Source organism: Pseudomonas sp. M5 (genome assembly GCF_016907075.1).
In the GTDB taxonomy this organism is placed as follows: domain Bacteria; phylum Pseudomonadota; class Gammaproteobacteria; order Pseudomonadales; family Pseudomonadaceae; genus Aquipseudomonas; species Aquipseudomonas putida_E.
This window is the reverse complement of record NZ_JAFBBH010000001.1, coordinates 3,960,082-3,979,076: the sequence shown is the minus strand read 5'-3', so window position 1 is coordinate 3,979,076 and position 18,995 is coordinate 3,960,082. Positions and strand designations below refer to the sequence as shown.

Here is an 18,995-nt window from a genome sequence, read left to right as displayed (position 1 = left end):
AAGCGCACAATCTCGCCGAAGCTGCTCCTGGTCACCCCAACCAGGAGCACTTGAGCAATGCCATCGACTCCCCCGTTTACCCTCGACGACCAAACGGTGTCAGCCGGCATCGACTCCATCGCGGATGCCACCCCCACATCGTTGCAGCATTTCACACTGGATAACGGCTTGGCTGTCTATCTGCGTGAAGACCACAGCACCCCGCTCGCCGCAATCCAGCTCTGGTACCACGTTGGCACCAGCCATGAACCGGCCGGCCATACCAACCTCTCGCACCTGCTGGAACACCTGATATTCGAAGGCAGCCGCAAACTCGAAGCGGGCCGATACACCCAGGTGATCGCGCGGCTCGGCGGAAAGGCCAATGCCACTACCACCGATGACGCAACGGCATACGATGTCCTGTTACCCGCGGCACGATTGCCGATTGCACTCGAAATAATGGCGGATGCCATGGCGGGCGCAACCTTTGGCCAGGCAGACATGGAACGGGCAGTCAAAGCGATCGAAGACGAGCGCCGACTCAAAGTCGAAAACGCTCCTGCACAGCAGGCAGCTGAACGGCACATAGCGCTTGCTCACGGCAGCAGCCCGTATGCCACGGCGGCGTTTGGCAACCCGGCAGACCTGAACAACATGCGCCTGGATACCGTGCGCACCTGGTATCAAACGTGGTATCGGCCCAATAACGCCACCCTCGTGGTGGTGGGCGCCGTCGACCTCCCCACGCTTCGCCAGCACGTGAGCCGGTATTTCGCCAGCATCGCCAGGGCCCCGCTTGGCGCAGCACCGGTCCCCCGGCATGACGCGCACCTGCAGGAGCGAAGCCAGAAGCTGAAATTGCCAGGCCTGCGTGATGGTTTGTTCATGTCCTTCAATGCACCAAGCCACGCCACGGCCACCGAGGCAACCACAGTGCCTGCCTTGGGCGTGCTCTGTGAAGTGCTTGGCAAAGGGTTCAGCGCAAGGCTCTACAGCGAGCTGGTGCGAGACCGACGGCTGCTCAAGGGCATCGGCCTGTCATATGAGCCAATGGTGCGTGGCGACACGCTGTTGACCCTTTCAACCTATATCAACAGTCAAAGATCCACCCACGAGCACGCCGTAGAAGCGATCTATACCTTGATCGATACCCTGCGCCATACGCTGCTTTCCCCCCAGGAACTGGAGCGCGCGAAACTGCGCATGCTTACCCGCCGCCTGTTCAGCCGCGACAGCGTCACCCTGCAAGCTGGGCGCATCGGCGCAGCGGCGGCCGCTGGTCTGTCTCCCTCGCTGATCGATCAAGAAGCCGAACGTGTCCGCCACCTCGATAGCGCGACATTACGACAGGTAGCGTTCGACTACCTGAGCCGCGAAAGGCTGACCATCACTCATCTGCAAACAGGAGCACCGGCATGAACAAACCTCTTTCCACCAGCAGCATGCCACTGATTTGCAAGGGCCCCATGACCGATACCGCCGTGGCGGCAATGGCCCGGCTGGAGTCCACGCAAGGCCTGGACCTGGAGCAGCACCAGCCCTTGCCGGCCCAGATACAGCAATGGCAGACCGACGAAGGCGCCAAGGTCAGCTTCATGCCATCCCATGACCGCCCGATATTCGACCTGGCGCTACGCTTTCGCGCTGGCAGTGCGCTCGACGGCACTAGCCCGGGCCTGGCCGCCCTTGTCCTTTACAGCCTCGATCAGGGTACCGAGCATCTGGATGCCGCCCAATTCGCACAGGCCATCGAGGGGCTGGGTGCGATCATGGCAAGGCAGATGAACCAGGATGAGGCCGTGATCACGCTGCGCTGCCTGAGCCTGCCGGCACTGCGTACAAGCGCCCTGCAACTGCTCACGCAAATGCTGGCGCGCCCCGCCTTCCGGGAGGAAGCCGTCGCAGGCATCCGCGAACGACTGCTCAACTTCCTTGGCGCAGTTGCATCGAGCCCGGCCTCAGGGATGTCTCACGCGACAATGAGCCATGTATTCGATGGCCACCCCTACGCCACACATTGGGCTGGCACCCCTGAGAGCCTCAAGCAGATCGACGAGCAGCAGCTGCGCGATTTCCACCGACGCGCCTACTCTGCCAACAACCTCGATATCGGCGTGGTGGGCGACCTCTCGCGCGACGAGGCGCAGACACTCATCACTGAACTGCTCCAGGCGCTACCACAACACTGGGCAGGGCAGCTCCCGCCACCGGCGCCGTTGCCAGAGGCGCTCACCCGGCATCAGGAACACACCGCAAGTACGACCCGGGCCACGCTGACTCTGCTGCTGCCCACATCACCCGACAAGCCAGGGTATGCAGCTTTGACCATGCTTGACGAAATCCTCGGCAGCGGCTTCGAGTCGCGTCTGACACAAGAGCTACGAAGCCGACGTGCCTTGACCTACACCATCCGCTCGTCGCTCAGACCCTTTGATGCGGCGAGCCTGCTGCAAATTGAATGGGACATTGCCCCCCAATACCGAGATGCCTCGCGTGAGCTGGTTTCCGGGATGCTGGCTTGCCTGCGCGAGCATGGCCCAAGCCAGGCGGAGTGCGACATGGCGCGCAACCAGATAGCAGGCAGGTTGCATCGCACCATGGCGAGCAACGCAGAGCTGGCCAAGAGCCTGGCAACGTCAAGCCACCTTGGCCAACCTGCAGATCATTTTGCAACCTACATCCAAAGCCTGGCAGCCCTGACGCCCAAGGACATTCGCGAAGCCGCGCGCTTATGGCTGAGCCCTGCGCAGGAAGTGTTCATCACTCTCGGCCCGCCCCATGCGCAACAACCTTTGCCCGAGCTGCCCTGACCGACCAATAGCGCAAGTACAACGGCGGTGTTTCATGGCAATCTAGGCAGGCACAACACGAGTCGCCCAGCATGCCCAGTCTTACCGCCACATTCCGCCCGGCCACCGGGTTGTCCAACCCTCACCTGCAAACCCTTTGGGGCCCGCTGTGGCGCAAACTGCCTGCACTTGAACGCAAGCGCGAGCGCCTGTGGCTGGCCGATGGCGACTTCATGGACCTCGACTGGCACGGGCCCCACCAGCCAGATACACCGCTGGTGCTGGTGCTGCACGGCCTGACCGGTTCGTCCCATTCGCCTTATGTCAAAGGCCTGCAGCAGGCGCTCGATGCCCGCGGCTGGGCCAGCGTTGCGGTGAACTGGCGTGGCTGCTCGGGGGAGCCGAACCTGCTGGCACGCAGCTACCATTCCGGGGCCAGCGGGGACCTGGCCGAGGTCGTCGCCCACCTGCGCGCTCAACGCCCGCTGGCCCCCTTGTATGCCGTCGGCTATTCACTGGGCGGCAATGTGCTGCTGAAGTACCTGGGTGAAAGTGGCAGCGCCAGCCAACTGCAGGCGGCCGTGGCGGTTTCCGTACCGTTTCGCCTGGATCAGTGCGCCGACCGCATCGGCCAAGGCTTTTCCAAGGTGTATCAGGCGCATTTCATGCGTGAAATGATGGCCTATGTGCAGGTCAAACAACGGCATTTCCGCGCACAGGGCCATCATGAAGGCCTGGCCGCGCTCGACCGGCTCGGGTCGTTGCGCAAGCTGCGTACCTTCTGGGATTTTGACGGCAAGGTGACCGCGCCACTCAACGGTTTTGACGATGTACACGACTACTATCGTCGCTCATCCAGCCGCTACTATCTCGGGGAAAACCGCACGCCGACGCTGATCATCCAGGCAAACGATGATCCGTTCGTATACCGCCACAGCCTGCCCACCCCCAGCGAGCTGACGCCGCAAACTCAGTTCGAGCTGCATGAGCGGGGCGGGCATGTGGGGTTTGTCGAAGGCAGCCTGCGAAATCCGGGGTATTACCTTGAGCGGCGGATTCCGCAGTGGCTGGTGGATAGGCGATAACCCGGCGTATCAGTCGCCCGTGGCAACCTGATGCGCCGGATCATTGATCCACTCACTCCACGACCCGGCATACAGCCTGCCCAGCGGATACCCCGCCAATGCCAGGGCAAACAGGTTATGGCAAGCCGTCACTCCCGAACCGCAATACGCCACCAGGTGTTCCGGTGAACGCCCCGCCAGCTTCTCGGCAAAGCGCTGCCTGAGCTGCTCTGGCGCCAGGAAACGCCCATCTTCGCCCAGGTTGTCGGTGAAGGCTGCGCACTGAGCGCCGGGAATATGCCCGGCCACCGGGTCGATCGGCTCCACATCCCCACGAAAACGCGGCAAGGCACGCGCATCGATCAGCGTCAGCTTGGGGCTTGCAAGCTCAGTGGCCAAGTGCTCGGCGTCAATCAGCAGCTTCGCATCCGGCTCGCCGTTGAACGTACCCTCATAGCGTGCCGGCGCGTCCAGGCTCAATGGCTGGCCCGCGGTGTGCCAGGCTTTGAGGCCTCCGTCGAGAATGGCCACACCTGTGCGTTTACCCAACCAGGCCAGCAGCCACCAGGCACGAGCGGCAAAGGCACCAGGCCCATCGTCGTACAGCACCACCTCGCTGTCATTGTCCAGCCCCCACTCACGCAAGCGCTCGACCAGCCGCTGCGGATCAGGCAAGGGATGGCGGCCGGTCTTGCCCTTGCTTACCGGCCCACTCAGATCGCGCTCCAGGTCGGCGAAGTGCGCCCCGGCGATATGCCCCTCGGCATAGCTGCGTTGGCCGTAATCCACGTCTTCCAAGGCAAACCGACAATCGAGGATCACCAACTTGGGCGAGCCCAGGCGCTCGGCCAGTTGCTGCGGGGTGATCAATTGCGCAAGGGGCATGACAATCTCCTGATCGATGGCACGAAGGCTCTGGGTTAACGTTCCAGAGCCTGGTTGAACGGAACATGGAATTCCTGGCACAAGGCATCCACGGCACTGCGGGCGTTGGCGGTGACGAAGCCGAGTTCCAGTACCAGTACCTGATAGACGCCACGCTTGAAGGCTTCTTCACCCAGGTGAGCGGAGTGCTCGCGCGTGGTGCTGAGAAAGCGGACCCAAGAAGTAAGCACGATCCAGGCGTTGATGGTCAGCGATTCGATCTGCGCAGGTGCCATGACCAGAATGCCGGCCTCGACGAAGCCCCGATAGATCGCCTGGCCCTGGCGCAGGCAACGTTCGGAAAAGCGCCGGTAACGGGCAGCCAGCTCAGGGTCGCTGTCGAGCAGGTGCTCGAGGTCACGGTGCAGGAACCGATAGCTCCACATCGCTGCGAGCAACGCCTTGAGATAGAAACGCTTGTCTTCGACGGTGGCGGCGCGCCCCTGCGGCGGGCGCAGGAAGCTGTCCACCAGCTCTTCGTACTGGCTGAACAGCAGGGCGATGATCGCCTGCTTGTTGGGGAAGTGGTAGTAGAGGTTGCCGGGCGAAATTTCCATGTGCGCAGCAATGTGGTTGGTACTCACGCTACGCTCGCCTTGCTGGTTGAACAGCTCAAGGCTGTTCTGCACGATGCGCTCTCGGGTCTTCATGCGCGGGGCCATGCTCAGCTCCCAGTCTGCAGGCTTACGGTAAGGGTCCATATTACGGGGTAACAGGGCCCGGATGCACCGTGCGGTGGCGGGAAAAATATTCGTACCATCGTCCCGATTAGAGTATAGGCTCTAGAGATTCTCTAGCCCCGATGAGAGCCGCCGTGACTTCACCTATCGCCGTGCCTCCCTTGCAGTCCGACATCGACCTGGCGGCCACGTTCGCCACCCAGCGCAAAGCATTTGCGGGCAACCCCATGGCGCCCCTGGCCCAACGCCGGCAATGGCTGAAAAGCCTGCGCGAGGCTGTGCTGGCGGATCAACAACGGCTGATAGAGGCGATCGATACGGACTTTTCCGGCCGCAGCGCCGACGAAACCTTGCTGGCCGAACTGTTGCCCTCGGTACAAGGTATTCGCCATGCCGAGCGCCACCTCAAGCGCTGGATGCGACCCGCAAGGCGAACCGTAGGCCTGGCCTTCCAGCCGGCCAGCGCCCGCGTGCTGTATCAGCCGCTTGGCGTAGTTGGCATCATCGTGCCGTGGAACTACCCGCTGTTTCTCGCCATCGGCCCGCTGACCTGCGCTTTGGCCGCCGGCAACCGGGTGATGCTCAAGCTCAGTGAGGCCACACCTGCCAGCGCCCTGGCGCTGAAAACCTTGCTTGAGCGGGTATTCCCGCACGAGCTGGTCAGCGTGGTGCTGGGCGAGGTGGAAGTCGGCCAGGCGTTTGCCCGGTTGCCCTTCGATCACCTGCTGTTCACCGGCGCCACCAGCGTCGGGCGCCAGGTCATGCTGGCCGCAGCACAAAACCTGACCCCTGTCACACTGGAGCTTGGCGGCAAGTCGCCAGCCATCGTTTCGTCCAGCGTGCCGCTGGACAGCGCTGCCGAGCGTATCGCGTTCGGCAAGACCCTCAATGCCGGCCAGACTTGCGTCGCCCCAGACTACGTCCTGGTACCACGCGAGCGCCTGAACGCCTTCAGCGATGCCTACCGCAGGGCGGTCCACCGGTTGTACCCGCGCATCGCCGACAACCCCGACTACAGCGCCATCATCAATCCGAGGCAATTGCAGCGCCTGCAACACCTGCTGGATGACGCCCGCAGCAAAGGCGCGCAGATCATCGACCTGTACCCAGACGAGCCCCGCCAAGGCAGGCGCCTGCCGCCGCAGCTGCTACTGGAGGTGAACGACAGCATGCAGGTGATGCAGGACGAAATCTTTGGCCCGCTGCTGCCGGTAGTACCCTATGACAGCCTCGACGGCGCACTGGCCTACATCAATGAACGGCCACGCCCACTGGCGCTGTACTACTTCGGCTACGACCGTGCCGAGCAGGAACATGTACTGCAGCACAGCCACTCCGGTGGTGTATGCCTCAACGACACACTGCTGCATGTCGCTCAGGACGACCTGCCGTTCGGCGGCATCGGCCCCTCGGGCATGGGGCACTACCACGGCCACGACGGCTTCCTGACCTTCAGCAAGGCCAAGGCAGTGCTGGCCAAGCAGCGCCTGAACGCCGCACGCCTGGTCTACCCGCCGTATGGCAAGGCCTTGCAGCGCCTGGTCTACAAACTGTTCATCCGCTGAGGGCCGGGCCATGCAGCGGCGCGAATTCATGCGTTTCAGCCTGGGAGCCAGCGTGTTTCTGGCCAGTGCCAGCCTGGTCGGTTGCAGCCCTCAGGCGCCTGCAACCGGGTACCACGTATTGCGCGATGACGACCTGCCATTGCTGCGGGCACTGATCCCGGTGGTGCTCGCCGGTACTTCGGCAAGCGCAGCACTGGTGCTGCCCACTCTCGACGCCAAACTGGCGGCACTGTCCCCGCAAATGCTCAAGCTCACCCGGCAATTGTTCGATGTGCTCAACCTGCCGCTGACCCGTGGCCCACTGACCGGGGTCTGGGGCGCCTGGGAACAGGCCAGTGAACAGCAGATTGCGGGGTTTCTGCAACGCTGGCAGGACAGTTCGCTGAACCTGCTGCGCATGGGGCACTCGTCGATCGTGCAACTGCTGACGATGGCCTGGTACGAGCGCCCGGAAAGTTGGACCGCCTGTGGTTACCCCGGGCCGCCGAAAATCTGACCAACAACAAGAGCATCTTCAATGCCTGTCATCGACCCGTTTCGCCAAGGCCTCGAACGCGGCTGGATCACCTACGACGGCTCACGCCTGGGGCAGGACCTCAGCCTGCAAGCCGACATTGCCGTGATAGGCAGCGGTGCCGGCGGCGCCACCAGCGCGCAGATGCTCAGTGCCGCAGGTTTCAAGGTACTGCTGATCGAGGAAGGCCCGCTCAAGACCAGCAGTGACTTCCACCTGCTTGAGAATGAGGCCTACGCCAGTCTCTACCAGGAAGGCCTGGGCAGGATGAGCAAGGACGGCGCCATCACCATTCTGCAGGGCCGTGCGGTAGGCGGCACCACGCTGGTCAACTGGACCTCCAGCTTTCGCACGCCCGCGCCGACCTTGGCCCACTGGGCCACGGCCCACAACGTAAAAGGGCTGGACAACGACGCGCTACGCCCCTGGTTCGAACGCATCGAGCAAGACCTCGGCATTACGCCTTGGGCGGTGCCGCCAAACGCCAACAACGACGTACTGCGCCGTGGGTGTGAACGGCTCGGCTACCGATGGGCCGTGATTGCGCGCAATGTCCGGGGGTGCTGGAACCTTGGCTATTGCGGCATGGGTTGCCCGGTCAACGCCAAACAGTCGATGCTGGTGACGCGCATTCCAGCCATGCTCGACAAGGGCGGCGAGCTGCTGTATCTGGCCCGGGCCGAACGCTTCGAGCATGACGGCGAGCGCATCGAGCATCTGCGCTGCCAAGGGCTGGATGCTCAAGGGATACACACCAACGGGCGCAGCATCACTGTGCGCGCACGCCACTACATCCTCGCAGGCGGCGGCATCAACAGCCCCGCCCTGCTGCTGCGTTCCAAGGCTCCTGACCCCCACGAGCGCCTGGGCAAGCGGACCTTCCTGCACCTGGTCAACTTCAGCGCGGCACGCTTCGACGCACGCATCGACCCTTACTACGGCGCCCCGCAATCCATCTACAGTGACCACTTCCAATGGCAGGACGGCGTCGATGGCGCGGTCGGCTACAAACTTGAAGTGCCGCCCCTGCACCCGGCGCTGGCCAGCACCTTGCTCGGTGGCGATGGTGTCGAAAATGCCCGGCGCATGGCCGAGCTACCGCATACCCACGTCATGCTTGCGCTGTTGCGCGACGGTTTCCACCCCGAAAGCCCGGGCGGCGCGGTGGAACTGCGTGGCGATGGCTCACCGGTGCTCGATTACCCGGTCACCGACTACTTGCGAGACGGCCTGCGCCGCGCCTTTCACAGCATGGCGCAGATCCAGTTCGCAGCAGGCGCCACGCAGGTTACACCCGCGCACAGCGATGCCCGCGCTGCTGCCAGCCTGGCGCAGGCCCAACGCATGATCGACGGTTTGCGCCTGGAGCCGTTCCATACGCGGCTGGGCAGCGCCCACGTAATGGGCGGCTGCGCAATGGGCGAAGATCCACGTCACGCGGTGTGCGACAGCCTGGGCCGTCACCATCAGCTGGAAAACCTGTCGATTCACGACGGCTCGCTGTTCCCGACCAGCATCGGTGCCAACCCACAACTGTCGGTCTACGCCATCAGCGCGAAGCTCACCGACGCCCTGATAGCCCGCCTGGCACAGAGTGCATGACAACAAATGCCCCTGCTGTCTATAGTGCCATCAGCCGGCCGCATGACTTGGCCGGGCGCAATCGCTGCGCTACCATCCGACTCCCCAACGCACTCCAGCCAGGATGACGCGATGAACCGAGTGTTGTACCCGGGTACTTTCGACCCTATTACCAAGGGCCATGGCGACCTGGTCGAGCGCGCCTCGCGGCTGTTCGACCACGTGATCATCGCAGTGGCAGCCAGCCCGAAGAAAAACCCGCTGTTCCCGCTGGAACAACGGGTAGCGCTGGCCCGTGAGGTCACCAGGCACCTGCCCAATGTCGAAGTCATCGGCTTCTCCACCCTGCTTGCGCATTTTGCCAAGGAACAGGGCGCCAACGTCTTCTTGCGTGGGCTGAGGGCAGTGTCCGACTTCGAATACGAATTCCAGCTGGCGAACATGAATCGGCAACTGGCGCCAGAGGTCGAAAGCCTGTTCCTCACGCCTTCGGAGCGCTATTCGTTCATTTCCTCGACCCTGGTCCGGGAAATCGCAGCGCTGGGCGGCGACATCACCAAGTTCGTGCACCCGGTGGTGGCCGAGGCCCTGACTGAGCGTTTCAAGAAGTAAGCCTGAGCGCTGATTATCGCGCCCGCGTGCACTGCGGGCGCGAATGCGGCACAATTGTGCCCATTGCGTTGAACATGCCCGGGCGGTGAGCCCCGGCCGGAGTCCCCATGTCCCTGATAATCACCGACGATTGCATCAACTGCGACGTCTGCGAACCCGAGTGCCCGAACGAGGCCATCTCCCAAGGCGAAGAGATCTACGTGATCGATCCGAACCTGTGCACCCAGTGCGTGGGTCACTACGACGAGCCGCAGTGCCAGCAGGTCTGCCCGGTCGACTGCATCCCGCTGGATGAGGCGCACCCGGAAACCGAAGAGCAGCTGATGGCCAAGTACCGCCGGATTACCGGCAAGGCTTGAGCGCTGCGCTGCGCCTGATGGCCCAATCGCCGGCTAGCCGGCGATTGGGCCATGCCATTCAACGCTGGCAACGCGGGCAGTAAACGCTGGCCCGTTGCCCAAGCTTGGCCTCGCGCAAGGCAGTGCCACACAGCTTGCAAGGCATTCCGCCCCGGCCGTACACGAACAGTTCCTGCTGGAAATACCCAGGCTGCCCGTCGCCGCCAATGAAATCGCGCAAGGTCGTACCCCCTTGCTCGATGGCTGCCGCCAGCACGCGCTTTATCTCGATGGCCAGTTTCAGGTAACGGGCACGGGAGATTCCGCCCGCCTCACGGCGCGGGTCGATACCGGCGGCAAACAGCGCCTCGGTCGCGTAGATATTGCCCACGCCCACCACCACCGCGTTATCCATGATGAAAGGCTTGACGGCCATCGTCCGCCCGCGCGACAGCTGAAACAGACGCTCGCCGTCGAACAGGTCGGTCAACGGCTCTGGGCCCAGACGCAGCAGCAACTCGTGATTGAGCGGATCGAGGCTCCAGAGCATGGCACCGAACCGGCGTGGGTCGGTGTAGCGCAGCATCAGCCCCGACTCCAGCTCGATATCGACGTGCTCATGCTTGGCCGCCGGTAGCCCCATCTGCACCAGACGCAGGTTGCCCGACATGCCCAGATGGCTGATCAAGGTGCCGACCTCGGCATTGATCAGCAGGTACTTGGCGCGCCGCTCGACGCTGAGAATACGCTGCCCGGACAAACGCACGTCCAGGTCCTCGGGGATTGGCCAGCGCAAGCGCCGGTCTCGCACCACCACGCGGCTGACCCGCTGGCCTTCCAGGTGCGGTGCGATACCGCGCCGCGTAGTCTCGACTTCGGGTAATTCCGGCATGAATCAGTGCCCGCCCAGCTCGCGAATGGTCTGTTTGAGGTTCTCGAAGTCGTACTCCGACAAACCGATGTAGTCCAGTACCAGCGGGCCGACCGCATTCCACTCATGGTCGACATGCTGGTTGCCCAAGACCCGGCAGGACGCGCAGATGTGTTCGGCCATCTTCAGCACCGCCAGCAGGTTCTTCAGCTGGCTCTGGGTGTTGCGCGGCGACTCCTCGCGGAACACGGCCAGGGCATTGTGATGGTTGGCGATGGCCGCGCTGATGTGCTCCGGCAGGCGCCAGGACTTGGCGGTGAAATAGCCGACCACCGAATGATTGGTGTTGAATGCACGGTTCTCGGTGTCGACCACGCGTGTTTGCGCATCAGCCTTGGCGTAGGCCTCTTCAAGTACATCCATATAGTTGGGGAAACGCTTGAGCATCAGCGGGACGCCGCAATCATGGAACAGCCCGAGGGTGTAGGCCTCGTCCGCCGCCTGGATGCCGGTGCGCTTGGCCAGTGTCAGGCAGGTCATGGCCACGTCCTGGGCAGTGTCCCAGAAGCGGTTGAGGGTAACGATGGTCTCGTCGCTCATCTCGCCCTTGATCGACTGGGCGTTGATCAGGTTGATGATCGAACGGCTACCCAGCAGGTTCACCGCACGCTGGATCGAACCGATCTTGTTGGACAGCCCGAAGTGCGGCGAGTTGACCAGCTTGAGCAAGGCACCGGACAGGCCCGGGTCCTGGGAAATCAGCTTGGCGATGGTTTCCAGGTCCGGGTCGGGCATGTACTGCTCGAACTGCAGGTCGACCATGATCTGCGGTTGCGGCGGGATGGTAATGCCTTGCAAGGCTTGCTGGATCTGTTCGGCGCTGAGTTCTTGGGACATACGTACATACTCGTTGAGGACGGGGGATTCTAACCCTGTAGGTCGCTCGACTTATAGCGCTTGTGCCCGCGAACAGGCAGGGCAGTTTGTCGTACCCTGCACCGAATCAAGGGCCAACCGGTTATACTCCCGCTCTTTTTTCCCGGAGCGACGTCATGTCCCTGCCCAGCCTTCGCCTCAAAGCCAATGCCGACCGCCGCCTGCGCGCCGGCCACCTGTGGGTCTACAGCAACGAAGTCGATGTCACCGCGACGCCGCTGCAGGGCTTTCAGGCCGGCCAACAGGCGATCCTCGAGGCCGCCAACGGCAAGCCGCTGGGTATCGTGGCGCTGAGCCCGAACAACCTGATCTGCGCCCGCCTGCTGTCACGCGATGCCAAGCTGCCGCTGGACAAGTCGCTGCTGGTACACCGCCTCAACGTCGCCCTGTCCCTGCGCCAGCGCCTGTTCGACCAGCCGTGCTACCGCCTGGTCTATGGTGATTCCGACCTGCTGCCGGGCCTGGTGGTCGACCGCTTCTTCGACATTCTCGTGGTGCAACTGGCCTCGGCCACCATGGAACTGCACAAGGACGACGTGATCGCCGCCCTGGTCCAGGTCCTCAAGCCCAGCGGCATCCTGTTCAAGAACGATTCCGCCGCCCGTGACGCCGAAGGCTTGCAGCGTTACGTCGAAACCGTCTACGGCGAAGTGCCGGACTGGGTCCCGCTGGAAGAAAACGGCGTGAAGTTCGAAGCGCCGGTACGCGAAGGGCAGAAGACCGGCTGGTTCTATGACCACCGCATGAACCGCGCGCGCCTGGCGCCCTACGTCAAAGGCAAGCGTGTGCTCGACCTGTTCAGCTACATCGGTGGTTGGGGCGTGCAGGCCGGCGCATTCGGCGCCAGCGAAGTGTTCTGCGTGGATGCCTCGGGCTTTGCACTGGATGGCGTGGAGCGTAACGCCGCGCTCAATGGCATCAGCGAAAAACTGACCTGCATCGAAGGCGACGTGTTCGAGGCACTGCGCGAACTGAAGGCCGCTGAAGAGCGCTTCGATGTGATCATTGCCGACCCACCCGCGTTCATCAAGCGCAAGAAAGACCTGAAAAACGGCGAAGCCGCCTACCGCCGCCTCAACGAACAGGCCATGCGCATGCTGACCAAGGACGGCATCCTGGTCAGTGCTTCGTGCTCGATGCACCTGCCCGAAGACGACCTGAACAACATCCTGCTGACCAGCGCCCGCCACCTGGACCGCAACCTGCAAATGCTCGAACGCGGCGGCCAGGGCCCGGACCACCCGGTTCACCCGGCCATCGCTGAAACCCGCTATATCAAGAGCATTACCTGCCGGTTGCTGCCCAACAGCTGATTCACGTCCAAGGGGCCGCGCTGCGGCCCCTTGGGTGCCTCAGATGCCCAGCACGTAAGAAGCAATACCGAAATACACCAGCACCCCTGCCGCATCGGCGATAGAAGTCACCAGCGGCCCGCTGGCAGTGGCCGGGTCGAGCTTGAGCCTGGTGAACATGAAGGGCAGGCTCATGCCAATCAGGCTGCCCAGCAGGACGATCACCAGCATGCTGCTGGCAACGATCAAGGCGACATCCGCCCCTCCGCGCAGCGCCCCCAGCGATGCCACCGCCACTGCCATGGTGCCGCCCAGCGCCAGCGCCACAGCGCATTCACGTGCCAGCATGCGCAACCAGTCGCGCATCACCACCTCACCCGTTGCCAAGCCACGCACCATCAATGTCGCCGACTGCGCGCCCGCGTTGCCACCGCTGTCCACCAACAGCGGCAGGAAGAACACCAGGACGATATGCGCGGCAATGGTTTGCTCGAATGCCGCGATCCCCGCCCCCGAAAACAGATTGCCGAACACCAGCAGCACCAGCCACAGCACCCGCTTGCGGTACAGCAGGCTGACAGTGGCGTCCCTGAGATTGCCCACGTGGTTGGTGATGGAGGCGCCCTTGTGGAAGTCCTCGGTAGCCTCTTCGACGACCACATCGAGTGCGTCATCGCAGGTCACCAGGCCGACCAAACGGCCGGCCTCATCCAGCACCGGCACCGCCAGCAGGTCGTGCTCGCGGATCAACCGCGCCACTTCCTCCTGGCGGGTCGAGGTACAGACGCAGATGACCTTGCGCACCATGAGCTGCTCGATCGGCTGTTCACGCGCCGCAAGGATAAGCTCGCGCAGGGAAAGCGAACCCAGCAGGTTGCGTTTCTCGTCGAGCACATAGGACTGATAGATGGTTTCGGCATCTGCGGCCTCGCGGCGCAGCATGTCGATCGCCTGGCTGGCAGTGAGGCCGGCATCCAGACACGAATACTCGCTGGTCATCAGGTAACCGGCTGTGCCCTCGGGGTAGCCTTCAGGATGAAGCAGGCCATCACGACGCGCCTGTGCAGCCTGACGCAGGTCGAACGGGGAAACGACGAAATCGGAAGTGTGTTGCATGAGATTCTCCAGGCGCCGACGCAGGCACCCGTAAACCTCAGCCACACGAGCTCAAGCCTTCGGAAGCCCTGGCGACGGCGCGCTCAGTGCCAATTTGCAGGTTCTGTATGAACTGAAACTGGGAAGGTCCATTGAGGTGTTGTCTCGTGATACCGCACATGCGGCGCGGCGGATAATAAGCAGCCAATGCGCACCTGTCAGCTGCGCACCGGGCTTTTCAGATCGGTCCTACAAAGTGCCGGTCATGCTCCCCAAGCCACCGCCCAGACACATCGCCATTCCCTCGCCGCGCCAGCGGTGTAGAATCGGGCTATTCATCGCCAGTCATCCCCGGCGGGTTTATGAGCTCTGGTCGAGCACGCGGCGATCCCGTTGTGTCTTCGGCCCCATCCGTGCCAGTGGCAACCGGCCTAAGGCGCATAGGAAAAGAGAAGCTCACTCCCCTTTTTGTGACCTGATTAAGCCGCCAGGAGTGCTTCATGCCTGATTATCGTTCCAAGACTTCCACCCAAGGCCGCAACATGGCCGGCGCCCGTGCCCTGTGGCGCGCCACCGGGATGAAGGACGAAGATTTCAAGAAACCGATCATCGCCATCGCCAACTCGTTCACCCAGTTCGTCCCGGGCCATGTGCACCTGAAGGACCTGGGCCAACTGGTCGCCCGCGAGATCGAACGCGCCGGTGGCGTGGCCAAAGAGTTCAACACCATTGCGGTCGATGACGGCATCGCCATGGGCCATGACGGCATGCTGTACTCCCTGCCCAGCCGCGAGATCATCGCCGACGCCGTGGAATACATGGTCAACGCCCACTGCGCCGACGCCATCGTGTGCATTTCCAACTGCGACAAGATCACCCCCGGCATGCTGATGGCCGCCCTGCGCCTGAACATCCCGGTGATCTTCGTGTCCGGCGGCCCGATGGAAGCGGGCAAGACCAAACTGGCCAGCCACGGCCTGGACCTGGTCGACGCCATGGTCATTGCTGCAGACTCCTCGGCCTCCGACGAAAAGGTTGCCGAGTACGAGCGCAGCGCCTGCCCGACCTGCGGTTCCTGCTCCGGCATGTTCACCGCCAACTCCATGAACTGCCTGACCGAAGCACTCGGCCTGGCCTTGCCTGGCAACGGTTCGACCCTGGCCACCCACGCCGACCGTGAGCAGCTGTTCCTCACCGCCGGCCGTACGATCGTCGAGTTGTGCAAGCGCTACTACGGCGAGAACGACGAGTCGGTCCTGCCGCGCAGCATCGCCAACTTCAAGGCGTTCGAAAACGCCATGATGCTCGACATCGCCATGGGCGGTTCGACCAACACCATCCTGCACCTGCTGGCCGCAGCGCAGGAAGGCGAGGTGGCATTCGACCTGCGTGACATCGACCGCCTGTCGCGCAAAGTGCCGCAGCTGTGCAAAGTGGCGCCGAACATCCAGAAGTACCACATGGAAGACGTCCACCGCGCCGGCGGCATCTTCAGCATCCTCGGTTCGCTGGCCCGCGGCGGCCTGCTGCACACCGACCTGCCTACGGTACACAGCCGCAGCATGGAAGAGGCCATCGCCAAGTGGGATATCACCCAGACCGACGATGAGGCGGTGCACACCTTCTTCAAAGCCGGCCCGGCGGGTATTCCGACCCAGACGGCCTTCAGCCAGTCGACCCGTTGGGAAACCCTGGACGACGACCGTGAAAACGGCTGCATCCGCAGCTTCGAACATGCCTACTCACAGGAAGGCGGCCTGGCCGTGCTGTACGGCAACATCGCCCTGGACGGCTGCGTGGTGAAAACCGCAGGTGTCGATGAGTCGATCCACGTGTTCGAAGGCAACGCAAAGATCTTCGAAAGCCAGGACAGCGCGGTGCGCGGCATCCTCGCCGACGAAGTGAAGGCCGGTGACATCGTCATCATCCGCTACGAAGGCCCGAAAGGCGGCCCGGGCATGCAAGAAATGCTCTACCCGACTTCGTACCTGAAATCCAAAGGCCTGGGCAAAGCTTGCGCGTTGCTCACCGATGGCCGCTTCTCGGGTGGTACTTCGGGCCTGTCGATCGGCCATGCCTCACCAGAAGCCGCCGCTGGTGGCGCCATCGGCCTGGTACGTGACGGCGACAAGGTATTGATCGACATCCCCAACCGTTCGATCAACCTGCAGGTCAGTGATGAAGAGCTGGCTGCACGCCGCGTGGAGCAGGACAAGAAAGGCTGGAAACCGGCCGAAGTGCGCCCACGCAAGGTGACCACCGCGCTGAAAGCTTACGCCCTGCTGGCGACCAGTGCCGACAAGGGTGCTGTGCGCAACAAGGCGATGCTTGAAGGGCTGTGAGGCCTTGATGACGTGAAGAAACCGGCCCCCTGAGCCCTAGTGCCAGGCAGTCAAGTGATTTAGGGCCGCTTTGCGGCCCTATCGCCGGCAAGCCGGCTCCCACAGGTACCCCGCTGCTCTCAAGCTCAGCGCAAACCCAGTGGGAGCCGGCTTGCCGGCGATAGGGCCGGTAAATCCGATGCAAGACTCAAAAGAAAGCCCCGCAAAGATAATCCTGGCTAGAAAATTCGCACGAGTGGCATTCGCCCTGAGGAAAAATCAGAACGAATAGGTCACCAAAGGCGCGAAAATGGCTTGCTGATAACCATAGAGTCTCCCACAGGTACAGCGCAGACCTCAGGAACTGCGCGGTCCATGTGGGCCTGCACAGGCATCCAATGGCCTACTGAATCTGCTCCGGCGTGACGATCACCCAGTTCTTGTCCGCTGTCACCGGCAACCCCGCCTTGGCCTGGGCCACCGCGTTCCTGGCGATCATCCCGTTCAACTGGTCCATGTAATTGGCCTTGCGGTTTATCCACAGGTGGATACCGCCCCTGTCAATATCCACGCCCTGAAACTGCATGTAGCCATCACTGGCCGGGGTATCACCGCCCACCAGCACCGGCTTCTTCCACTCATCGATATACGTGAGGATCGCCGCCTGCTTGGCCGCCTCGGCTGGCTAATGCTTGAGCTCAGTGGCTCCGCTTTCGATACTGAACAGCAGGGACAAACCGATGGCCAAGGCTTTCGGAGCAAACCTCATGTACGAATCCCCTGAAATGATCGGGAAAAACTAGACCATCAAACCACCCGAGCGCCCCTCCACTGCGACGCTCATACAATTGTAAACGTCGTGTTCATTGCTATTTGCGACCACCTGTTATTCCATAAACGACTAAGCAAATTACCTTTGGGTATAAATTCGTTTGTTTTCAGGCTGTTAGCATTTCCGTTCGCAATCGCTCACAGAGGCGATGCCTCTTCTGCTTTTTCCTGGAGCTTCAATGAACCTGCCGCTGTCTCTCAACCTGCTGGTGTTCCTGGCCTTGCTGCTGGGCCTGGCGCAAACTCGCCATACCGACTGGAGCCTGGCCAAGAAAGTCCTGCTCGGCCTGGCATTGGGTGTGGGCTTCGGCCTGGTGCTGCACACCCTCTACGGTGCCGGCCACCCGGTACTAAAGGCCACCATCGGCTGGCTGGATCTGGTCGGCAACGGCTATGTCGGCTTGCTGCAGATGATCGTCATGCCGCTGATCTTCGCCTCGATCCTCAGCGCCGTGGCCCGCCTGCACAACGCCTCCGCGCTTGGCCGCATCAGCGTCCTGACCATCGGCACACTGCTGCTGACCACTGCCATCGCTGCGCTGATCGGTATCGCCCTGACCAATCTGTTCGGCCTGAGCGCCGAGGGGCTGGTGGCAGGCGTACAGGAAAGCGCACGCCTGCAGGCCATCCACAGTGACTATGCCGGCAAGGTCGCCGACCTCAACATCCCGCAACTGCTGCTTTCGTTCATCCCAAGCAATCCGGTAGGCGACCTGGCACGGGCCAAGCCGACCTCGATCATCAGCGTGGTGATCTTCGCAGTGTTCGTCGGGCTGGCCGCGCTGCAGCTGATCAAGGATGACTCCGAGAAGGGCGCACGCGCCCTTTCGGCCATCGATACCCTGCAGGCCTGGGTAATGCGCCTGGTGCGCCTGGTGATGAAGCTGACCCCGTACGGCGTGCTGGCGCTGATGACCAAAGTGGTGGCCAGCTCTAACCTGGACGACATCCTCAAGCTCGGCAGTTTCGTCGTCGTGTCGTACATCGGCCTGGGCCTGATGTTCGTGGTGCACGGCATCATCCTGGCCGCAACCGGCGTCAGCCCGCTGCGCTTCTTGCGCAAGGTATGGCCGGTGCTGACCTTCGCCTTCACCAGCCGCTCCAGCGCGGCGAGCATCCCGTTGAACATCGAGGCGCAGACCCGTCGCCTGGGCGTACCACAGTCGATCGCCAGCTTCAGCGCCTCGTTCGGTGCAACCATTGGCCAGAATGGCTGCGCCGGGCTCTACCCGGCCATGTTGGCGGTGATGGTGGCCCCGGCAGTGGGTATCGACACCTTCGACCCGCTGTGGATCGCGACCTTGGTGGCCATCGTGACCTTGAGTTCCGCTGGCGTTGCCGGCGTGGGCGGCGGTGCGACCTTCGCAGCGCTGATCGTGCTGCCAGCGATGGGGCTGCCGGTCGAGCTGGTGGCACTGCTGATTTCGGTTGAGCCGCTGATCGACATGGGCCGAACGGCCTTGAACGTGAACGGCTCGATGACGGCGGGCGTGGTGACCAGCCAGTTGTTGAAAGAAACCGACAAGGATGTGCTGGCCGGCGAAGAGCATGCCGAGCTGAGCCAATCCTGATATAGACGGGGCTGCTTGCGCAGCCCCAA

At 62.7% G+C, this 18,995-nt stretch carries 16 protein-coding genes and 1 pseudogene; 11 read left to right on the top strand and 6 right to left on the bottom strand.

What is annotated here, in order from left to right:
- The first annotated feature begins 57 nt into the window (after window positions 1-57).
- The 3 genes from JOE27_RS18155 to JOE27_RS18145 all read left to right on the top strand — a co-directional run bounded on the left by JOE27_RS18155 (window position 58) and on the right by JOE27_RS18145 (window position 3,856).
- The gene (locus JOE27_RS18155) at window positions 58-1,401 is read left to right on the top strand and encodes a pitrilysin family protein (RefSeq protein ID WP_196997342.1); all 1,344 of its coding nucleotides are present in this window, start codon (window positions 58-60) and stop codon (window positions 1,399-1,401) included.
- Window positions 1,398-2,792, top strand: coding sequence for a pitrilysin family protein (locus tag JOE27_RS18150; RefSeq protein WP_115273357.1), 1,395 nt, complete (start codon window positions 1,398-1,400; stop codon window positions 2,790-2,792). The genes JOE27_RS18155 and JOE27_RS18150 overlap by 4 nt, the downstream gene beginning before the upstream one ends.
- A 71-nt stretch (window positions 2,793-2,863) precedes the next feature.
- A complete protein-coding gene (locus JOE27_RS18145; protein WP_196997340.1) occupies window positions 2,864-3,856 on the top strand; it encodes a hydrolase in 993 nt (330 codons plus the stop codon).
- Between the two features lie 9 nt (window positions 3,857-3,865).
- On the opposite strand, the gene JOE27_RS18140 is transcribed toward JOE27_RS18145, so the two are convergent.
- Window positions 3,866-4,720 (bottom strand): sulfurtransferase, encoded by an 855-nt coding sequence (locus JOE27_RS18140; RefSeq protein ID WP_204919402.1) that lies wholly within the window; start codon window positions 4,718-4,720, stop codon window positions 3,866-3,868.
- A gap of 35 nt (window positions 4,721-4,755) precedes the next feature.
- Window positions 4,756-5,421: a TetR/AcrR family transcriptional regulator gene (locus tag JOE27_RS18135; RefSeq protein WP_046787081.1), complete on the bottom strand. Its 666-nt coding sequence runs from the start codon at window positions 5,419-5,421 to the stop codon at window positions 4,756-4,758.
- 152 nt (window positions 5,422-5,573) lie between these two features.
- On the opposite strand from JOE27_RS18135, the gene JOE27_RS18130 reads away from it, so the two are divergent.
- From JOE27_RS18130 to JOE27_RS18110, 5 genes are all read left to right on the top strand, one after another.
- Entirely contained in the window at window positions 5,574-7,004 is a 1,431-nt protein-coding gene (locus JOE27_RS18130; protein ID WP_174141029.1) for a coniferyl aldehyde dehydrogenase, read from the top strand.
- 10 nt (window positions 7,005-7,014) lie between these two features.
- Window positions 7,015-7,500 carry a twin-arginine translocation pathway signal protein gene (locus JOE27_RS18125; RefSeq protein WP_125923628.1) on the top strand — a complete coding sequence of 162 codons (486 nt, stop codon included), beginning with the start codon at window positions 7,015-7,017 and terminating at the stop codon, window positions 7,498-7,500.
- A gap of 21 nt (window positions 7,501-7,521) precedes the next feature.
- Entirely contained in the window at window positions 7,522-9,120 is a 1,599-nt protein-coding gene (locus JOE27_RS18120; RefSeq protein WP_204919399.1) for a GMC family oxidoreductase, read from the top strand.
- A gap of 111 nt (window positions 9,121-9,231) precedes the next feature.
- Window positions 9,232-9,711 carry a pantetheine-phosphate adenylyltransferase gene (gene coaD, locus JOE27_RS18115; RefSeq protein ID WP_039601221.1) on the top strand — a complete coding sequence of 160 codons (480 nt, stop codon included), beginning with the start codon at window positions 9,232-9,234 and terminating at the stop codon, window positions 9,709-9,711.
- Window positions 9,712-9,818: 107 nt separating this feature from the next.
- Entirely contained in the window at window positions 9,819-10,070 is a 252-nt protein-coding gene (locus JOE27_RS18110) for a YfhL family 4Fe-4S dicluster ferredoxin (RefSeq protein WP_009683359.1), read from the top strand.
- 58 nt (window positions 10,071-10,128) lie between these two features.
- On the opposite strand, the gene mutM is transcribed toward JOE27_RS18110, so the two are convergent.
- Together mutM and JOE27_RS18100 are read right to left on the bottom strand one after the other, a co-directional pair.
- On the bottom strand, window positions 10,129-10,941 hold the full coding sequence (mutM, locus tag JOE27_RS18105) for a bifunctional DNA-formamidopyrimidine glycosylase/DNA-(apurinic or apyrimidinic site) lyase (RefSeq protein WP_115273352.1): 813 nt from the start codon (window positions 10,939-10,941) through the stop codon (window positions 10,129-10,131).
- A 3-nt stretch (window positions 10,942-10,944) separates the two neighbouring features.
- The gene (locus tag JOE27_RS18100; protein ID WP_174141113.1) at window positions 10,945-11,763 is read right to left on the bottom strand and encodes an HDOD domain-containing protein; all 819 of its coding nucleotides are present in this window, start codon (window positions 11,761-11,763) and stop codon (window positions 10,945-10,947) included.
- A gap of 209 nt (window positions 11,764-11,972) precedes the next feature.
- On the opposite strand from JOE27_RS18100, the gene JOE27_RS18095 reads away from it, so the two are divergent.
- Window positions 11,973-13,169 (top strand): class I SAM-dependent rRNA methyltransferase, encoded by a 1,197-nt coding sequence (locus tag JOE27_RS18095; protein WP_046787023.1) that lies wholly within the window; start codon window positions 11,973-11,975, stop codon window positions 13,167-13,169.
- 39 nt (window positions 13,170-13,208) lie between these two features.
- Here JOE27_RS18095 and mgtE read toward each other — a convergent pair whose 3' ends face one another.
- On the bottom strand, window positions 13,209-14,264 hold the full coding sequence (mgtE, locus tag JOE27_RS18090; RefSeq protein WP_125923626.1) for a magnesium transporter: 1,056 nt from the start codon (window positions 14,262-14,264) through the stop codon (window positions 13,209-13,211).
- Window positions 14,265-14,743: 479 nt separating this feature from the next.
- Between mgtE and ilvD the strand changes: the two genes are divergently transcribed.
- A complete protein-coding gene (gene ilvD, locus JOE27_RS18085) occupies window positions 14,744-16,585 on the top strand; it encodes a dihydroxy-acid dehydratase (RefSeq protein WP_046787021.1) in 1,842 nt (613 codons plus the stop codon).
- A 382-nt stretch (window positions 16,586-16,967) separates the two neighbouring features.
- On the opposite strand, the pseudogene JOE27_RS18080 reads toward ilvD, so the two are convergent.
- A pseudogene (locus tag JOE27_RS18080) lies at window positions 16,968-17,234 on the bottom strand (haloacid dehalogenase-like hydrolase); the annotation flags it as partial.
- Window positions 17,235-17,574: 340 nt separating this feature from the next.
- Between JOE27_RS18080 and JOE27_RS18075 the strand changes: the two are divergent.
- Window positions 17,575-18,966: an L-cystine transporter gene (locus JOE27_RS18075; RefSeq protein ID WP_046787019.1), complete on the top strand. Its 1,392-nt coding sequence runs from the start codon at window positions 17,575-17,577 to the stop codon at window positions 18,964-18,966.
- Window positions 18,967-18,995: the final 29 nt, after the last annotated feature.